We start from the raw sequence: 18,194 nt of genomic DNA, 5'->3' as shown, positions 1-18,194 counted from the left end.
GGCTTTTTCATTTAAGAAGAAAGCGAATGCGTTACCCTGCATGGAAATATTTACTGATTCTGGTTGTTCTGGTAGTCAGTACATTATACGCACTGCCTAGTCTATATCCGGATGAGCCCGCAGTTCAAATTTCCGGTGCCAAAGCTGGTACCCAAATTGATCAAAGTGTGGTGCAAAAAGCAGAGCAAATTTTAAAAACAGCAAATATTGCGAGCCACGATAATACTTTTACAAATAATGCTGCTCTCTTGCGTGTCAGCTCTTCTGAAGCGCAGTTAAAAGCAAAAGAAGTATTACGCCGTGACTTAGGTGATCAATATGTTGTTGCCCTAAACCTTGCACCAACTACACCAGAATGGTTGCAAAAAATTGGGGCTAAACCAATGAAACTTGGTTTGGACTTACGTGGTGGTGTCCACTTCTTGCTAGAAGTAGATATGGACAAAGCCATTTCCCAACGTATGGAAACCTCTGCCACTGATTTGCGTCGTCAGTTCCGTGAAAACAAAATTAAATTTAACAACCTTGCGTTAAATAATAATGTGATCACTGTTCAATTTGCTGACAACGCTGATCGTGATGCAGCAATGGATTTTTTACGCCGTAATGGTAATGAATATACCCAACAGGCATTAGCGAGCACGACAGGTTCTACCTTAAAACTCTCTTATACCGATGTACGTCGTCAAGAAATTCAAGCATATGCAGTCAATCAGAACTTAACAACACTACGTAACCGTATTAACGAACTTGGTGTTGCAGAAGCATTAGTACAAAGTCAGGGTAGCAACCGTATTGTCGTTGAATTACCGGGTGTTCAAGATACAGCAGAAGCTAAACGTGTTTTAGGCCGTACTGCTAACCTCGAATTCCGTTTGGTATCTGACTTAAATGATCAATATATTGACCCATATACGGGTAAATATAACGGTCAACCTTTACCTCCGGGTACAGAAGTTTTCGCTTATCAATCTTTAGATAGCGGTCGTCAACTTCTGTTGCAACGTAACCGTATCTTGACTGGTGAACGTGTTCAAAATGCAAGTTCTGGCTTTAGCCAAGACTCTGGCGGTGCCGAAGTAAATATTACGCTCGACAGTGCCGGTGGTAAGCTCATGTCAGATGCAACCCGTAATGCTGTTGGTAAACGCATGGCGGTATTGTTCATCGAAAACAAGCAAAAGATTAGCTATGTTACAGATCCAAAAACTGGTGCTCAAACAGAAGTTCGTACACCATATACCGAATCTGTCGTCATTAATGCTGCAACAGTTCAAGCTGTTTTAGGTTCAACTTTCCGTATTACCGGTTTAAGTTCACCTCAAGAAGCATCTGAACTTGCATTGATGCTACGTGCTGGTGCTTTAGCTGCGCCAATGTACTTCGTTGAAGAACGTGTGGTTGGTCCAAGCCTTGGTCAAGAAAACATCGATAAAGGTGTACTCTCAACTCAAATCGGTTTCTTACTTGTTGCAATCTGGATGGTCGTTTTCTTCCGCGTATTCGGCTTGATTGCGAACTTTGCACTTGTATTTAACTTGGCAATGATTTTAACCGTTATGTCTTGGATAGGGGCTTCACTCACCTTACCAGGTATTGCCGGTATCGTTATTACCATTGGTATGGCGGTCGATGCCAACGTACTAATATGTGAGCGTATTCGAGAAGAAATGCTCTGGGGTGCCTCACCCAAACAGGCCATTGTGGCAGGTTATGATCGAGCCTATAACACGATCTTTGACTCGAACTTAACTACGTTCCTCGTTGCATTCATTCTGTTTGCAATTGGTACAGGTCCGATTAAAGGTTTCGCCGTAACATTAATGATTGGTATCGTATGTTCGATGTTTACTGCAATTACAGTAACACGCGCAATTGTACAAATCATTTATGGCAAACGCCGTAATTTGAAAAAGTTGAGCATTTAAGGAGATCTATGATGACTAAAGTGACTCAACAGCCTTCAAAACAATATGGTCGTCCGGATGATGCAAAAATCATCCCGTTCATGAAGATTGCTAAACCAGCAGCAATCTTCTCGATCCTTATTACTCTAGCGAGTATTTTCTTTATCGCGACTAAAGGTCTTAACTTAGGTTTGGACTTTACAGGTGGTGTTTCTGCCGAGCTTAACTATGCGCAACCAGCAAATCAGACTGAAGTTATTCAGGCTCTCGACAAAGCTGGTTTTAAAGATGCGGTAGTACAAACGCTAGGTAGTAATAAAGACTTACTCGTGCGTATGCCGGTACAAGAAGTTAAGGTTGAAGATCTTAATAACGCGATTACCAAAGCTGTGCAATTACCAAATAACGCTGCTGAAGTTCATAAAGTGGACTCTGTCGGCGGTCAGGTTGGTAATGAGCTTTATGTTCGTTCGGCTGGAGCGGTTGCTCTTGCGCTTATCTTAATGTTGATCTACGTGACCATTCGCTTTGAGTTTAAACTCGCGATGGGTGCCGTGATGTCTTTATTCCATGACATCATCATCATTATTGGTGCATTTGCATTATTCCAATGGCCATTTGATCTTACCGTATTAGCTGCGGTACTCGCGGTGATTGGTTTCTCGCTTAACGATAACATCGTTGTTTCAGACCGTATCCGTGAAAACTTCCGTAAGATTCGCGGCGCGACTCCACGTGAAATCGTGGATATTGCTTTAACTGAGACTTTACGTCGTACAGTTCATACATCAATGACCTTATTGCTTGTTGTACTCGCAATGATGTTCTTGGGCGGTGATGGCTTACACTGGTTCTCTGTAGCAATGTTTGTGGGTGTCTTTGTCGGTACTTACTCTTCGATTTATATCGGTACAGCATTTGCGTTATGGCGTGGTCTTAACCGTCAAGACTTCATCGTTCAGGTTAAACCTGAATTTGAAGATGAAATTCCTTGATTGTCTAAATAAGACTATAAAAAACCGCGATTTATTCGCGGTTTTTTTTATTAAGCTCAAAATTTATTTACGGCGTAATGCATCCGAAATAGCTTCAACCAATTGTTGAGAAATTTCTTGCTTAGATGCTTTCTCTAACTCACGCTTTTTCATATGGTAACTTTCAGCAAAGAAAACAGTCATCGCATTTTCATCCGAAGCAAAACCAATATCAGCACGAGAAACATCGTTACACGCAATCATGTCTAGTTTTTTAGCAACCAGTTTACCTGCTGCATATTCTTCAACATTCTGCGTTTCGGCAGCAAAGCCCACCATAAATGGACGTTTTTCCTGAGCTGCAATGGTTGCCACAATATCCGGATTTTTCACAAGGGAAACATTCAGCTCATCCCCTGCTTTCTTAATCTTGTGCTCAGCGACTTCCGCAACGCGATAATCAGCTACTGCTGCTGTCGCAATGAAAATGTCGCAACCAGTCTCAAGTGAGTTCATGCTGACATCTAACATTTGTCGTGCAGATGCAACGTTGACACGTTGAACACCGTTTGGTGTATCTAAACTTACAGGACCAGCAATTAAAGTGACTTTTGCCCCTGCCGCATAACATGCAGCCGCTAAAGCAAAGCCCATTTTTCCAGTACTATGGTTTGAGATATAACGAACTGGGTCAATCGATTCACGTGTTGGTCCAGCAGTAATCACAACTCGCTTACCAGCCAACAAACCAAATTTTTCAGCAATGGCGCGTTGGGCTTGATGGAAATAACCAGCCACTTGACGGGCTATTTCTTCAGGTTCTGGCATACGGCCTAAACCGACATCACCACAAGCCTGTTCACCTGAATCCGGCATAATCACATGCACGCCATCTTCAACTAGCGTTTGCAAATTACGTTGTGTTGCTTTTGCAGCCCACATTTGCTGGTTCATCGCTGGAGCAACCCACACAGGTGCTTTAGTCGCTAAAAATAGAGTACTGAGTAAGTCATCTGCTAAACCATTAGCAAACTTAGCCAGAGTGTCACAGCTTGCAGGCGCAACCAGTAATAAATCAGCCCAACGAGCCAACTCAATATGGCCCATTCCAGCTTCAGCCTCAGGGTCTAAGAGTTCGGTATGTACAGGATTTCCAGAAAGAGCCTGAAACGTTAGAGGGGTAATAAATGCTTGAGCTCCGTGTGTCATCACAACCCGAACGTCAAAGCCATAATCTTTAAGACGACGGACCAAAATGGCACTCTTATAGGCAGCAATCCCACCTGTAACAGCTAAAACAATGTTTTTATGAGGAATAACACTTAAATCAAAGCTCACGAACAGGATACCTTTCTGTTGCAGTGGCGCTCACAATAGCATTAAATACGCGCAGACCCAAGATTGATTGGGCAAACAAAATAAAATTTTAAGCAGAATATTGCTGGGGAATATGAATACTTCTATTAAAAATTGGCCAGAACAAGAACGGCCAAGAGAACGGTTATTACAACAAGGTCCACAAAGCCTCTCTGACTCTGAATTACTTGCGATCTTTCTTCGCTCAGGTTCACGCCAACATTCAGCAGTTGAACTCGCACGCTTACTGATTCAACAATTTGGAAGTCTTAATGCCGTTTTTGATGCATCTTTCAATGAATTGACTCAATTTAATGGTATTGGAGCCACCAAGTATTCGCAATTACTGGCCGTAAAAGAACTTGGACGGCGTTATCTCGATCATCACTTTCAGAAAAATAATCTTAGTCTTCACTCTTCTGATTTAGTTTTGGATTATTTGCGCTATGAATTAAAAGGTGAAAAACAAGAAGTCTTCGCAGTACTTTGCTTAGATGCTGAATTAAGAAAACTGCATTTTAAAAAATTATTTTTTGGATCAATTCAGCACTGTGCAGTCTCAGTGAATCAAACCTTACGTTATGCCTTACAACAACATGCTTGCCAACTGGTAATAGCACATAACCATCCTTTTGGTTCCGCTCAGCCATCTCCTGAAGATATTAAACTTACACAGCAACTTCAACAGGCTTGTCAGTTGGTTGAAATACCTTTACTGGACCATTTTATTATCTCACCAGAGGGTAGCTTTTCATTTGCTGAACAACAACTGCTCAACCCCATCCCAATAGCCGTTCAATGATATTGACAAAGCTTCACTAAGCTTAGAATATCAAAAACAAAAATAGCGACGTTTAAAATAAAATGATTGTTCGTGAACAGCCTGGTATTTTTAAAGTTTTATTCTCTTGGCGAGGGACGATATTACCAAAAATTCTACCCTCTTTAGGGGTACTCATGTTGATCTCGTCAATCATTGGTGGAGTTGAATATATCAATCTCTACCGTTTTCCAGAAATTCCTTTAGTTAGTTTTACCCTAATTGGCGTGGTCATTTCTATTTTTTTAGGTTTTAAAAATACTGCATGTTATGACCGTTGGTGGGAAGCACGCAAACTATGGGGTGTCCTGATCGCAACTTCACGTCATTTTGATCGAGACTGCCGTATTTTAACTCAGGCTCGCCGCGAACGAGTCATTCATCACGTTATTGTGTTTGCAAATGTGTTACGTGACCGTTTACGTCGCCAAACGGCCAACCCAACCGAGTTAATACAAACCAGTGGTATGAGTCAACAGGCATTGACCCAGCTATACCAACAAAATAACGCGCCGCAATATACGCTTAGTCTTATTCAATGGGAATTATTACAAGCGCTTAAAGAAGGTGAAATCTCAGATATTATTTATGCTCAAATGAATAAAAATGTTGCAGATTTAAGTGTGGTACAGACTGGCTGTGACCGTATTGCAAATACTCCTATTCCTTTTGCTTATTCAGTCTTGCTCAACCGCACTGTTTACTTTTTCTGTTTTATGCTGCCATTTAGTTTGGGTTCTTTGCTTGGATTAGCTACACCTTTACTGGTTGGAATTTTGGCATATACATTCTTAGGTTTAGATGCTCTAAGCTCTGAAATTGAAGAGCCTTTTGGTACTCAAAGTAATGATTTACCTTTAGATTCAATGGTACGTAATATCGAAATTGAACTCTTAGGAACGCTGGGGAAACCAACACCTCCTCCAATTCAAGCTCAAGATAACAACTTGCTCTAGAGCTGTATTAGAGAAAACGCTCCCAAATCCCCTGCTGGTCACTTTTTGGTTTAGGGGTATTACCTAATTTAATCCATGGCATATTTTCACCATGAAAATCACTGCCAATTGAAACAGCCAAATGATGCTGATCAATCATACGATCAATCATTTGGCGAGTAGATAACGGATCTACAGGAGGCGGCAACTCTACTGCGTCACCACCACAACTCGCAAATAACTCAATCAAATAGCGTGTATTAGTTGCAGATAAATCATAACGAGTTGGATGAGCTAAAACTGCCAAGCCTTTACTGTTATGAATAACCTCTATCGTTTCTTTTAAACCCAATCCTTCAAACTTTACAAAGGCACGCTTACCTTCTTTTAAAAAGCGGTCAAAAGCTTGTTGAGGACGACTCACTACATTCTTTTCAACTAAGGTTTTGGCAATGTGTGTTCTGGTAATACGGTCTGGTTGATTTTCAACTTTATCAAGCACATCCTGATAAATATCAAAGCCAATACACTTTTTTAATAGTTCGCAAATAACTTCAGCCCTTTGTGCTCTAATTCTTTTTTGTTGTTCTAATGCTTCCAAAATTGGTGCTTCATCCTGCATGTTCAAAGCCACAATATGTACACCATAGCTTTTTTTTGTGCTTGGTCTAGACCATTGGCTTGAAATTTCCACACCAGAAATAATTTGTAAATCATGAGCTTGTGCAGCATTTCTCGCACGTTGCAAGCCATCCATTGTGTCGTGATCCGTGAGTGCTAAAGTATTCAACTTCACATCCACAGCAGCTTGCACCAACAATTCCGGAGACAAAGTTCCATCAGAAATATTGCTATGTGTATGTAAATCTATGCCTTGCATCTTTTATACTATGCCATTCACCAAACCTGATCAGATACTCTAACATGAAAGCACTTCTGGACTTTGTTCCATTAATTATTTTCTTCTATTTATATAAAACTGTTGATCCTGCAAATGCTCATCACCCGTTGCTTAAACTGATCGGTTCCGCTGGCGGTGTAAATAACAATAATATTCTTGTCGCAACAACAGGCTTAATTATTTCAATGCTTGTGGTATATGGCGCCTTATTTATTTTCCAAAAATTCCGTCTAGATAAACAACAATGGTTTGTATTGTTTATGACCGTTATTTTTGGTGGTATTACGCTCATGTTAAGCGATGATTTTTATATTCGTTTAAAAGCTGCAATTTTGAACTTGGTATTTGCTGGTGCTTTCTTGGTTTCACCTTGGTTTGGTAAAGAACGTAAGCCTCTTATTAAACGATTATTTGACCCGATTTTAGACCTAAGCGAAAAAGCTTGGAAAAACTTAAACTTTGCTTGGGCTGCAATGTTTGTCGTCATGTCTGGTTTACATATTTTCTTCGCGTTTTTATTTCACGGCGGAAAATATTGGGGCGAATTTACCGCATTTGGTGACATGATCGTCATGTTTTCATTTATCATTATTCAGTTCATTATTTTACGTAAACATTTTAAGTCACCAGAAGCTTAATGTTATTTCGGTTTGATTATAGAGATACGATGACATGCCTTTTTTTGTTCTAAGCTGTACCGATAACGAAGGAACTCTAGAGAAACGTTTAGCAGTTCGCCCTCAACACATCGAACGTTTACAAAAGCTTGATGATGAAGGTCGTCTTGTTGCCGCTGGAGCTATGCCTAAAGACCCGAATGATCCTCAGGCTGGTTTTTATGGTAGTACCATGATCGTAGAGTTTGATAGCCGTGAAGCTTTAGATGAATGGTTAAAAGAAGAACCATTCCTGAAAGAAGGTATCTATAGCCATATTGATGTCAAACCGTTTAATAAAGCATTTCCAAAAGGGTAAACGCATGCAGCTTGCAACCAAAAGCTTTCTTGGCTTGTGTTTGATATGTTCAACTGCTGGCGCAGTTGAACCTGCTGCAACACCAGCAACACCAACAACTGCACCTTCAACTCAGACGGCCAAACCAGCACCTACTTCTGCAACTGTAGCTAAACCTGCGGCTACCACGACGGCAGCCACAACACAGCCGCTTACAGCAGAACAAATCGCAAAGAATAAACAGCAGCAAGATGCAAAAATCAAAGCTTTAGTTCAAGATCAAGCATCTCGCCTTAAACAGCTTGAACATGCAAACCTTGAAGCACTTGCACAAAACCAAGAGCTACAGCTAAAAAACGATAACTTGTCTGTTCAGGTACAAGTTTTACAGAGCGAACGTAGCGCACAAATGTTTTTATATGGTGCGGCAACCCTAGCGGGTGGCGTACTCCTTGGTTTCTTTATCGCTAGTTATATCCATACAAAACGTCGTCGTCAGTGGTAAACCTGAGTGACTTATTAAACCGAATGAACAAATCAAATCGTATACAAACTGCTGAGCTGGATTGGGTATCTATTGATGGTATTGAGGTGCCCATTTCCAAACAATTTGGTGATGTCTATTTTTCTAAAGATAATGGTCTACTTGAAACAAGACATGTATTTTTAAATGGCAATGACCTATCAGAAAGATTAGCCAATTTACAAGACTTTGAATATTTTAGTGTAGGAGAAACCGGGTTTGGTACTGGTTTAAATATTCTTGCACTCTGGCAACTTTGGCAACAGGTCCGTCCTAATAATCACAGCCATTTACATGCAATTAGTGTAGAAAAATTTCCATTAAGTAAAACAGACCTCATTCGTGCTCTCAATGTATGGGATGAACTTAAACCGCTCGCTAAACAACTTATTGAACAATATCCCTTACCTCTGGCTGGCTGCCATCGTTTAAGTTTTCCCGAGGAACGTTTTAGCATCGACCTATGGTTAGGAGATGCACAAGATATTTTTCCAAGTATGGTAAAAACGAAAGCAGTGAATGCTTGGTTCCTAGATGGTTTTGCACCTGCGTGCAATCCAGACATGTGGGAACAAACCGTTTTAAACAATCTTGTTCGTCTTTCTGACTATGGCACTACCTTTGCCTCATTTAGTGTAGCGGGTGTTCTCAAACGTGGACTAAAAGCTCATGATATTGATATTTCACGTCCACGCGGCTTCGGGCATAAACGTGAAATGCTTAAAGCAGTGTGGAAAGCACCGTTAAGTGAAGACACTGCACTAGAACCAGATAATCATACTTTCAATTTTAAACAGCAGCATATTGCCGTTATTGGCGCAGGAATTGCTGGTTTAAGCACAGCATGGGCTTTTGCTGAGCGTGGGCACCAAGTTACCCTATTCGAGCGTACAGCGCCTTTATCAGGAGCTTCTGGTAACCCTCTAGCATTGCTCAACCCAAAGCTCTGCCCAATTGAACAAAGTCATGAGCATCTAATGACTTTAAGCTGGCAACATGCGCTGAATTTCTATAAAAAATTTCAAGCATTTCGCCCAATTCAAATACAGCAAATGGTATTAAAAAATGCCCAAGATCTTCTCGATCTTGCTGATCAATATCCTGCTGATATTGTTACGCATCAAACAAGCTCACTTGAATCGGACTATCCCCATATTGTATTAAATGAGGCTGGAGCAGTTTCTCCACACCAGTTACGTGATGAAATTTTGCAGCATTCAGGTATTGAATTAAAAATTGCTAATATCACGGCACTCACATCTTTTGACAATACAGTTCAATTAAAGACTAATAATGATGTTATTGCAGAGGCAGATCATGTTGTGGTGTGCTGTGCCCGAGAAAGTGCCGCTTTATTTGAGAACTATCCCCCTTTAAAGCCAATACGTGGACAAGTAAGCTGGGTTAATAACTCTTTTGCACCTCTACCTTTGCATGAAGCATATAGCTATGGTGGCTACTGCATGCAGCTTGACTCATCTCAACTCATTTTAGGGGCATCTTTCTATCCGAACCGAGAAGATCAAGATGTACTTAGCGACGACCATGTGCATAACTTTGAATTAATCCACAGCATCTTCCCTACTTATGCAAAACAATTGCCACCTGTAGAACAATGGCAAGGTCGAGCAGCGGTTCGGGCCCAAAGCCCAGATTATTTCCCTGTGATAGGTAAAATGCAGAGTGAAAGTCGTATTTCAACTTTTGCAGGGTTAGGATCAAAAGGTTTTCTATTTGCACCGCTTTGCAGTGAAGTACTTGTCGCCCAAATTTTAGGAGAGACTTGTCCTGTCCCGGAAAGTCTATTACAGAAATTAAGTACTCGACGCTTTCAAAAGAAAGTTAAACCAAAGAAACCTTATTTTAAATCTCAATAGTGCACTTGAGAAAATTTAGTTCCAATAAAAAAGCACCCGAAGGTGCTTTTTTTATGCGCCCTGCTCTAGAGGTAAACCTGCATCACGAGCTGCACGCGTCCCCCCCATCAGCACGACATATTCACGCGAGGCATCTAAGTCTTCAAGTTTCTCAGCTGCACGAGGAGCTTTGCTACCACCACCACATAAAATATAAATCGGCTGATCCGCAGCGACTTGGCTCAAAATATCAGCATTTAAATCATTAATCGGGCGACTTATCGCACCTTTAACATGCCCTTCTGCATAAGCATTTGAATCACGGACATCCCAGATAACAGCATTTTCTGGGAACTCAAATGTTGTAATTTCTTGTTTACGGATCATTGTGCACTCCTTTGATGTAAACAACACTTGGCAAATGAAGAAAACCCTCTTAGCATCTCAAATATTCTTTCACTTTGTAAAGGTCTAAACCATGCCTTCTTTCGATATTGTTTCTGAATTAGAGTTATTTGAAGTTAATCATGCGGTTCAAAACACACAAAAAGAGATTGCAACACGCTTTGACTTCCGTGGTCACGATGTTTCTATCGAACTAAACGAAAAAAATAAAGAGATAAAAATCAGCACTGAAAGCGATTTCCAGTGTGAACAAGTTTATAACATGTTAGAAAATCATTTTTATAAACGTAAAATTGATGTGCAAGCACTAGATCCGCAAAAAGCTGCTGCTTCAGGTAAAAATTTTGTACAAGTCATTAAACTTAAAGACGGCCTTGACTCTGATACAGCAAAAAAAATTAATAAAGCCATTAAAGAAAGCGGCGTTAAAGTGCAATCTTCTATTCAAGGCGACAAAATCCGTGTAACCGATAAAAAACGTGACACTTTACAACAAGTCATGACTTTTTTACGTGAACAACAATTTGGTGTGCCATTACAGTTTAATAACTTTAAAGATTAATATCTTTTAGTGACATTCAAATTTAAGGTAATCCCATGTCTCAATCCAATCGACTATTAAAACTGGTAAAAGCAACTTCAAAATTTCCTAAAGGTGTTCGAAGTACGCTTTGGAGCAAGGCATTTGGCCGTATTGTGCCAATGGTGGGTACAGCCAATATTCGCTATCTAGAAGTAGATGTAAACCATGTGACTGTTCGCTTAGAAAACCATAAAAACATGCAGAACCATATTAAAGGTGTTCATGCTGCTGCAATGGCACTTTTAGCAGAGACTGCAACAGGTTTTTTAACGGGTTTACATATTCCTGATAACCGTATTTTATTAATCAAATCATTACATGTTGATTATTTAAAAGTGGTTGAAGGTGGTTTAACAGCAACGGCTACGCTCTCTATCGAACAGCAAAAATATATTGCTGATCATGAAAAAGGCGAACTTGTCATTCCTGTTACTGTCATTGATGATGCAGGCAACGAACCAATCCAATGCCAAATGCTCTGGGCATGGTTACCTAAACGTAAGAAATGATAACTAATTTAAAATATTTTTAGATTGTTATTTACCTCAAGATATAAAACTACAAATTTATATCTTGAGGTCACAATGAAAAGAACACTGATTCTATCCTCGTTATTTACCAGTTTTATATTTACAGCAGTGGCTACTCAAGCTGCCGAACCTACAAACAAAACCAGTAAAATTATTCAAACTAAAACTGAAGCAGCAGATAAAATAAGCGCCCAGAATAAAAAAATCGTAACCGATTTCTATGAAGGTGTCTTTTTAAAACATCAAGTTAAAGAATATGCCGACCGTTATATTGGTCATGAATATATACAACATAACCCTAATGTTCCTGATGGGAAAGCACCATTCGTTAATTTCTTTACTGAGAAATTCCAGAAAAATCCACAAGCAAAAAATGAAATTAAGCGTGCAATCGCAGAAGGCAACTTGGTTGTTTTACATGTCCATTCTACTGAAAACGAAAAAGATCGAGGCAGAGCAATTGTTGATATTTTCCGGGTAGAAAATGGAAAAATCGTAGAGCATTGGGATGTGATACAAAACATTCCAGAGCAAAGTAAAAACTCTAATACAATGTTTTAGTGACAAAAATTAAAGCCTGAATACTGATATTCAGGCTTTATAATACGTTTTATTGAGTTTCTAAAAACTTTTGTTTCGCCTCTTCTGGAATTTGGCGCTTGTTACCTTTTACATCAACAGCGACAAAAGTGAAGACCCCTTCGGTAATACGAATTGGAGCACGAGAATCATCATGACTATCCCAAACTTCAATTTGCATTTGAATAGAGGTATTACCCACTTTTAAGATTTTGGTATAGCAGCTAATCACAAAGCCTACTTTTACCGGAACCAAAAAGGTCATCTGATTAATGGAAATCGTAGCACAACGTCCACGACTAAAACGCTCCGCGTGAATTGCTCCAGCCAAGTCCATTTGTGACACGATCCACCCACCAAACACATCACCACTCCAGTTTGTATCTGCTGGCATGGCAATCGTTTGTAAGGATAAAATTCCTTCTGGTTTGGTATAAGCTTCTGACACCTTAGCTCCCGAAATTCGTTTGAAGTTGTTGATCTAGCCACTGTTGCAATTCAGGCGCGCGTAATGCACCGCTCATTCGAGCAACTTCTGTGGTTTTATTCATTAATACAAGGGTAGGAATACTTCTCACATTAAATGCTTGGCTTAAGCGAGGAGACTCTTCGGTATTAATCTTGGCAAAAATGACACGTGGATTCTGTTTTGCAACTTGTGCAAAATGTGGTGCCATCATTTTACAAGGTCCACACCATTCTGCCCATAAATCTATCAAAATAGGCAGATCACTATTCGTGATATAGTTGCTAAAGTTTTGTTCATTTAACTCAATCGGTGCAAGCGGAAGTAATGGCTGATGGCATTGGCCACAACTCGGTTGCGCGCTAAGTTTTTCCTCTGGCACTCTATTTTTTGCACCACACGATGCACATACAATAATCATTTACATCACTCCTATATGCTGATGTAAAAATTCTAATTGGGTCGTCACTGCTTTTTCAAACCATGAGCCATGATAAATATCAAAATGTTTCATATCCCATTCATGATAACTCACAAAAGGTGCAATATTAGTCGCAGCTTCACGACTAGACTCAATCGGGATCAAAGAATCATGTTGAGCAGCAATAAATAAAACGGGAATATTAATCTGACGTACGAGTTGAATTGGACGGTAACGCATCAAATTAAAAAAGACACGTGCTGGTACTTCACCACTCCAATAATAATCTGGATTCACAATCGACAAATACCCATAGTAACTATCTGCTGTTGGCATAAAACATAATTTAAGTTGATCAACAACAGGTAATCTCTTTGGATTAAGGCCCATTTTTGAACCCATATAATCTTGGCTCGATAACTTCAAAGCTTGGGGGTAACGCTGTAACGGATATAGTTTTGCAGTTTCTGCACCATCTACATATGGAATTTGTACCATAATGGCCTGAATATTTTTCAGTTCAGAAGCTAGACTTAAAGCATATCCTCCACTTAAAGATGTGCCCCACAAAACAATTCTTCGATTATCTATTAATTTACAGGTAGACGCGTATTGAATAATGGTCTTCCAGTCTTCAAGTTGAGAATTGATAGAAATCATCTCTCGTGGCTTACCTGTACTCCCTCCCCAATATCGATAATCAAATAAAATAACGGCATAGCCTGCCTGAGCAAAACGCTGGGCATATTGGATAAGCTTGAATTGACGTAATCCGGCAAAACCATGTGCCATGATAATTACCGCAGATTTATTATTTGTTTTTGGAATATAAAAGTCAGCTGCGATCATTTCCTGATCACATGGAACATATAAAGGCTCAACCGTATAAGCGTGCATATGTGCTCCGTGGCATTATGGTCGAAGTAATGAATTTACAAAAAACATCCTGATCGCCTTTTAAAAATCTATAGCTGTTCTTTTACATAATTTTTATCTATGTAGGAACAACGTTTTAGTGTCTTGTATCTCAGGTTAAGCTTAATGCTATGATACAGCATAAGAGGTTTTATTAAATTTTGGAGTGACGAAATGTCAGATAATGTTGGTTTCGCAGGTCAAATTGGTCCAGAACATGTGGGACAAGTTGTAGAAAAAGGATTTAAATCTATTATAAATAACCGTCCTGACATGGAAGGCGGTCCAGAGCAACCAACAAGTGCTCAAATTGAAGAAGCAGCACGTCAAGCAGGTCTAGATTACGTTTACCAACCTGTAGTTGCAGGTCAAATTACTGAGCTTGATGTCCGTACTTTTGCAAATCACTATAATGAACTTCCAAAACCTGTACTTATGTTCTGCCGTACAGGAAACCGTTCAAACAATCTTTATCAATTAGCCAAACAAATGGATTTGTTAGACGATTAATTCTTTGAATACAATTATTAAAGGCTCTATTTTCGAGTAGAAATAGAGCCTTTTTTTAATAAAAGAATATATATAACTGCATCAATTCAACAGATATAAAAACGGTCTTCAGCTAAAGTATTTAAATCATTTTAAATTTTTCAGTTTTATTATGAATAAACTTATATTCTTACTGGTAAGTTGCCTCATTCTTAGTGCATGCTCATCTATGCAGGTTCGACCCACAGTCGGTGTAAGTATGGGTACACACCTTTAAAAAAAGAAGCAGCTTAAATGCTGCTTCTTTTTATATTAATTACCATTTGAACAGTTTAGATCTATTCCATATGGGCTTAATATATTCGGAGCAATAAGATCACTTACAGTAACATCTTTATTTAAATAACCTAAAGTCAAAGATGTAGATCCTTTAAGCAAACTTCCCGAAACTGTAGATTTAGCAGTTAACTGAACAGTTAACCAAGATGCATAAATTTTAGGGTATTGAATCTTAAGATCAAAACGACCATTTCCATCTGTTGTGTATTTATTATTGGTTGCAGCAGTACCCGCACTATTAATATACGATACAACCTGAACTGTAGAATTTTCTTTAAGCGGCTTTAATTGATTAATAACCTCACCGTTAACATTTACAGCTTGAACTGGTGAAGTACAAGCAACTCTAGAAACTGGTAAATATTCATCTGGCTTACCATCTGCAGGAGTAGACGTGTCAACAAAAGCAAATTGCCCCTTATAATAAGCAAGTGCATTAACGCCCATTGTTACATCTTGATTTGGTATTGGCTTACCGTCAACATCAGTTACTTGTACTGATATATTCTTATAGTAGTAAACTCCATCACTCGAGTCCTCCATTGTTGTCGGATTATATGCTACAGAAATAGCGCCTACTGCTACTGGTACATCAGAATTAACAACATCGAGTTTATACGTATAAATTTTTGTTGATTGACCAAAATTAGCTTCTAAAACAAGATCATCTGTCACAAATTGAGCAGCGCTATATGATGAGGCTCTTTGATTTTCACTAAAAGATAAAGTATAACTGATCTGCCCATTTGCATCAGTTTGAGTTGCATTTGGTGTAAATTTAACACCATTTAAGACCGAATCTTTAACTTTAAGCGTAATTGCTTGATTTGCTAAAGTTGCCCCATTTGCATCTACAGCTGTTAATGTAACTGTTGTTTGATCACCTCTAACATTTAAAGAAGTTTTTGTAGCATCAAACAATACAATACTCGTAGTATCAGCTTCAGCAGTACTATTACTCCCTGTGACTGTCACAGTCTGTTCTTGAGTAAGCGTACCATTATTTGTAGACGCAATTAATTTAAAACCATTTTTTACCAAATCATTTATTGAGCTCGATGTTTTTGGTGTTTTTATAATGTATACAGCATTACCTGCAGCATCTGTAGTTTGAGTTGATACTCCTTCTATAGATACATTATTTGTTGGATCAACTAATGCCAAACTAACTTTAGTACCAGCAACGCCACCTTTATTTATATCTAAAGCTCTAACAGTAACCGTTAAAGTATCATTCGTCGCCGCAACTGATAATTTATCTAGCTCTATCTTTAATGCTGTAGCAGTCGCTTGTTGAGATCCAGAATTATTACTTCCAGATGAGGAATTACTACTATTTGATGAACCACTCTGGTAATAACCATCGCCACCTCCCCCGCCACAACTTGCTAACATAATTGATACAGCAATAGCCGACAACTTCAAGGTAAGTTGTTTTTTATACATACTTTTCATTTCCCCAATCTTTCCTAAAGGTATAAGATTTTTTAATTATTTATATTATTAGTGTAATCATATTCACCACACTCTGTAAACATAAATTACATTGTGTTTTATTATGTATCTTATTAAATGAAAAACTTATAGATATTAGGATTTATAATGTTCGATATCATTATCATTGGCGCAGGTACTGCTGGTATTAGCGCATATAAAGAAGCCGTTAAACATACCAATAATATTTTAATTATAAATGATGGACCATGGGATACCACTTGCGCACGTGTAGGGTGTATGCCAAGTAAAGTTCTCATCTCTACAGCAAATCGTATGTATGACATACAAAATGCTCAACAAGTTGGGTTGAATGCTTTAGTGGATATTAATACTGATCAGGTTATGGAACATGTAAGAACCTTACGTGATCGCTTTACGAAGGCGACCCTTAAAGATGTAGAGCAATGGCCAACTGAACATAAAATTTCAGGTAAAGCACGTTTTGTTGATTCGAAAACTATTGAAGTGAATGGTAAACAATATCAATCAAAAAGCTTTATCTTGGCAGTTGGTTCCACTCCTAATTATGATCAATCATGGAAACAAAAATTAGGTGATCGCCTTATTACCACAGACCAAATATTTGAATTAGACACTCTACCTAAATCTATTGCCGTTATTGGAAGTGGAGTAATTGCCCTAGAGATTGCCCAAGCCATGCATCGCTTGGGTGTAGAAACAACTATATTTGCTCGTAGTAAAAGAATTGGAATATTTACTAGCTCTAAGTTACAGCAACTTGCTCAACAAGAGTTAAATAAAGAGTTAAATTTTTTATTTGAGACCTTACCTACTGAAGTTAAGTCAGGTTCTAATGGCGTTATATTAAATTATAAAATTGATGAAAAAGAAAAATCTATTCAAGCTGAGTATGTGTTATCTGCAACAGGCCGTTCAAGCTTACTAGAGACCTTACAATTAGAGAATATTGATAAATCTTTTAAAGACATTAAATTATTGCCTATAAATGCAAAAACAAAGCAGTTGGATAGTTATTCAATTTTCATTGCTGGGGATGCTTATACTTCAACGCCACTACAACATGAAGCAGCCCATGAAGGTAGAAAAATAGTTTATAACTGTTTGAATTACCCACAAGTTAATCCAGTTAAGACACTCACTCCATTAGGAATAGTGTTCAGTCATCCAGAAATGGCAATTGTAGGGCAAAGTTATAAACAGCTAAAAGATAATGGAGTAGGGTTTGTTACGGGCGAAGTTTCTTATGAAAGACAAGGAAGAGCTATAGTTCTTGGAAAAAATAGAGGTGCTATTGAGGTTTATATAGAAAGAGAAAGCCAAAAACTTCTTGGTGCTGAATTATTTACAGAAGCAACAGAACATATGGCGCATTTGTTAAGCTGGATTATTGGTGAAGGATTAACTTTAAATGATATTCTAGAGAAGCCTTTCTATCACCCTACTTTAGAAGAAGGTCTCCGCACTGCTCTAAAACATGCACGTAGACAGTTAAAATAATACTTTTAGAAGAGCTTTCTTAATTTTAAAGTTAGCTCTTATTCATTTCTCATTAAACATTTGAATAAAATCAGTAATTTCTTTATAAATTGAATTAAATTGAATATCTGAAAGATCAGTAATTAACTTTCCACTTTTATTCCGCGCAATAAGCAACACCCCGGTTTCTTTCGAGACCGGGGTGTTTGGAATAATGAGCTGGCGATGACTTACTCTCACATGGGTAACCCCACACTACCATCAGCGCTAAGAGGTTTCACTTCTG

20 protein-coding genes are annotated in these 18,194 nt (G+C 38.7%); 13 read left to right on the top strand and 7 right to left on the bottom strand.

The window, feature by feature from the left end; all coding sequences use genetic code 11:
- The first annotated feature begins 26 nt into the window (after positions 1-26).
- The gene (gene secD / locus ABFY81_RS14300) at positions 27-1,928 is read left to right on the top strand and encodes a protein translocase subunit SecD (protein WP_087606366.1); all 1,902 of its coding nucleotides are present in this window, start codon (positions 27-29) and stop codon (positions 1,926-1,928) included.
- A gap of 8 nt (positions 1,929-1,936) precedes the next feature.
- The gene (gene secF, locus ABFY81_RS14295) at positions 1,937-2,902 is read left to right on the top strand and encodes a protein translocase subunit SecF (RefSeq protein WP_077162371.1); all 966 of its coding nucleotides are present in this window, start codon (positions 1,937-1,939) and stop codon (positions 2,900-2,902) included.
- A gap of 63 nt (positions 2,903-2,965) precedes the next feature.
- On the opposite strand, the gene coaBC is transcribed toward secF, so the two are convergent.
- Positions 2,966-4,219: a bifunctional phosphopantothenoylcysteine decarboxylase/phosphopantothenate--cysteine ligase CoaBC gene (gene coaBC, locus ABFY81_RS14290; RefSeq protein WP_347914021.1), complete on the bottom strand. Its 1,254-nt coding sequence runs from the start codon at positions 4,217-4,219 to the stop codon at positions 2,966-2,968.
- 100 nt (positions 4,220-4,319) lie between these two features.
- On the opposite strand from coaBC, the gene radC reads away from it, so the two are divergent.
- On the top strand, positions 4,320-5,039 hold the full coding sequence (gene radC / locus ABFY81_RS14285) for a DNA repair protein RadC (RefSeq protein WP_081400323.1): 720 nt from the start codon (positions 4,320-4,322) through the stop codon (positions 5,037-5,039).
- Positions 5,040-5,101: 62 nt separating this feature from the next.
- Positions 5,102-6,013, top strand: coding sequence for a bestrophin family protein (locus ABFY81_RS14280; RefSeq protein WP_100290914.1), 912 nt, complete (start codon positions 5,102-5,104; stop codon positions 6,011-6,013).
- A gap of 7 nt (positions 6,014-6,020) precedes the next feature.
- Here ABFY81_RS14280 and ABFY81_RS14275 read toward each other — a convergent pair whose 3' ends face one another.
- The gene (locus ABFY81_RS14275; RefSeq protein ID WP_107972480.1) at positions 6,021-6,872 is read right to left on the bottom strand and encodes a PHP domain-containing protein; all 852 of its coding nucleotides are present in this window, start codon (positions 6,870-6,872) and stop codon (positions 6,021-6,023) included.
- A gap of 44 nt (positions 6,873-6,916) precedes the next feature.
- On the opposite strand from ABFY81_RS14275, the gene ABFY81_RS14270 reads away from it, so the two are divergent.
- The 4 genes from ABFY81_RS14270 to mnmC are packed head-to-tail and all read left to right on the top strand — an operon-like array spanning position 6,917 to position 10,247.
- Positions 6,917-7,531 carry a septation protein IspZ gene (locus tag ABFY81_RS14270; RefSeq protein ID WP_004705653.1) on the top strand — a complete coding sequence of 205 codons (615 nt, stop codon included), beginning with the start codon at positions 6,917-6,919 and terminating at the stop codon, positions 7,529-7,531.
- Positions 7,532-7,565: 34 nt separating this feature from the next.
- The gene (locus ABFY81_RS14265) at positions 7,566-7,868 is read left to right on the top strand and encodes a YciI family protein (RefSeq protein WP_002051453.1); all 303 of its coding nucleotides are present in this window, start codon (positions 7,566-7,568) and stop codon (positions 7,866-7,868) included.
- Positions 7,869-7,872: 4 nt separating this feature from the next.
- The gene (locus tag ABFY81_RS14260; RefSeq protein ID WP_347914020.1) at positions 7,873-8,352 is read left to right on the top strand and encodes a hypothetical protein; all 480 of its coding nucleotides are present in this window, start codon (positions 7,873-7,875) and stop codon (positions 8,350-8,352) included.
- 23 nt (positions 8,353-8,375) lie between these two features.
- A complete protein-coding gene (mnmC, locus tag ABFY81_RS14255; RefSeq protein ID WP_347914019.1) occupies positions 8,376-10,247 on the top strand; it encodes an FAD-dependent 5-carboxymethylaminomethyl-2-thiouridine(34) oxidoreductase MnmC in 1,872 nt (623 codons plus the stop codon).
- Between the two features lie 51 nt (positions 10,248-10,298).
- Here mnmC and ABFY81_RS14250 read toward each other — a convergent pair whose 3' ends face one another.
- Positions 10,299-10,613, bottom strand: coding sequence for a rhodanese-like domain-containing protein (locus tag ABFY81_RS14250; RefSeq protein ID WP_191016529.1), 315 nt, complete (start codon positions 10,611-10,613; stop codon positions 10,299-10,301).
- Between the two features lie 91 nt (positions 10,614-10,704).
- Between ABFY81_RS14250 and ABFY81_RS14245 the strand changes: the two genes are divergently transcribed.
- The 3 genes from ABFY81_RS14245 to ABFY81_RS14235 all read left to right on the top strand — a co-directional run bounded on the left by ABFY81_RS14245 (position 10,705) and on the right by ABFY81_RS14235 (position 12,305).
- Positions 10,705-11,193, top strand: coding sequence for a YajQ family cyclic di-GMP-binding protein (locus tag ABFY81_RS14245; protein WP_002051423.1), 489 nt, complete (start codon positions 10,705-10,707; stop codon positions 11,191-11,193).
- 35 nt (positions 11,194-11,228) lie between these two features.
- The gene (locus ABFY81_RS14240) at positions 11,229-11,723 is read left to right on the top strand and encodes a DUF4442 domain-containing protein (protein ID WP_019457453.1); all 495 of its coding nucleotides are present in this window, start codon (positions 11,229-11,231) and stop codon (positions 11,721-11,723) included.
- A gap of 75 nt (positions 11,724-11,798) precedes the next feature.
- Entirely contained in the window at positions 11,799-12,305 is a 507-nt protein-coding gene (locus ABFY81_RS14235; RefSeq protein WP_004705646.1) for an ester cyclase, read from the top strand.
- A gap of 49 nt (positions 12,306-12,354) precedes the next feature.
- Here ABFY81_RS14235 and ABFY81_RS14230 read toward each other — a convergent pair whose 3' ends face one another.
- Genes ABFY81_RS14230 through ABFY81_RS14220 form a run of 3 tightly spaced genes read right to left on the bottom strand, consistent with a single transcriptional unit; the run spans position 12,355 to position 14,107 of the window.
- Positions 12,355-12,771 carry an acyl-CoA thioesterase gene (locus tag ABFY81_RS14230; protein ID WP_002051216.1) on the bottom strand — a complete coding sequence of 139 codons (417 nt, stop codon included), beginning with the start codon at positions 12,769-12,771 and terminating at the stop codon, positions 12,355-12,357.
- 1 nt (position 12,772) lies between these two features.
- A complete protein-coding gene (gene trxC / locus ABFY81_RS14225; RefSeq protein WP_002051446.1) occupies positions 12,773-13,210 on the bottom strand; it encodes a thioredoxin TrxC in 438 nt (145 codons plus the stop codon).
- Complete coding sequence (locus tag ABFY81_RS14220) at positions 13,211-14,107, bottom strand: alpha/beta hydrolase (protein WP_039253040.1); 897 nt, start codon at positions 14,105-14,107, stop codon at positions 13,211-13,213.
- Between the two features lie 192 nt (positions 14,108-14,299).
- Here ABFY81_RS14220 and ABFY81_RS14215 point away from each other — a divergent pair, with 192 nt between their 5' ends.
- Complete coding sequence (locus ABFY81_RS14215; protein WP_049063451.1) at positions 14,300-14,635, top strand: TIGR01244 family sulfur transferase; 336 nt, start codon at positions 14,300-14,302, stop codon at positions 14,633-14,635.
- 291 nt (positions 14,636-14,926) lie between these two features.
- Here the strand turns inward: ABFY81_RS14215 and ABFY81_RS14210 are convergent, their stop codons facing one another.
- A complete protein-coding gene (locus ABFY81_RS14210) occupies positions 14,927-16,408 on the bottom strand; it encodes an Ig-like domain-containing protein (RefSeq protein ID WP_347914018.1) in 1,482 nt (493 codons plus the stop codon).
- Positions 16,409-16,555: 147 nt separating this feature from the next.
- Between ABFY81_RS14210 and ABFY81_RS14205 the strand changes: the two genes are divergently transcribed.
- On the top strand, positions 16,556-17,929 hold the full coding sequence (locus tag ABFY81_RS14205; protein ID WP_347914017.1) for a dihydrolipoyl dehydrogenase: 1,374 nt from the start codon (positions 16,556-16,558) through the stop codon (positions 17,927-17,929).
- Positions 17,930-18,194: the final 265 nt, after the last annotated feature.

This window comes from Acinetobacter sp. WA-87, assembly GCF_039938935.1.
In the GTDB taxonomy this organism is placed as follows: domain Bacteria; phylum Pseudomonadota; class Gammaproteobacteria; order Pseudomonadales; family Moraxellaceae; genus Acinetobacter; species Acinetobacter seifertii.
The sequence above is the reverse complement of the archived record's forward strand: the minus strand, read 5'-3'. Positions and strand labels throughout refer to the sequence as shown.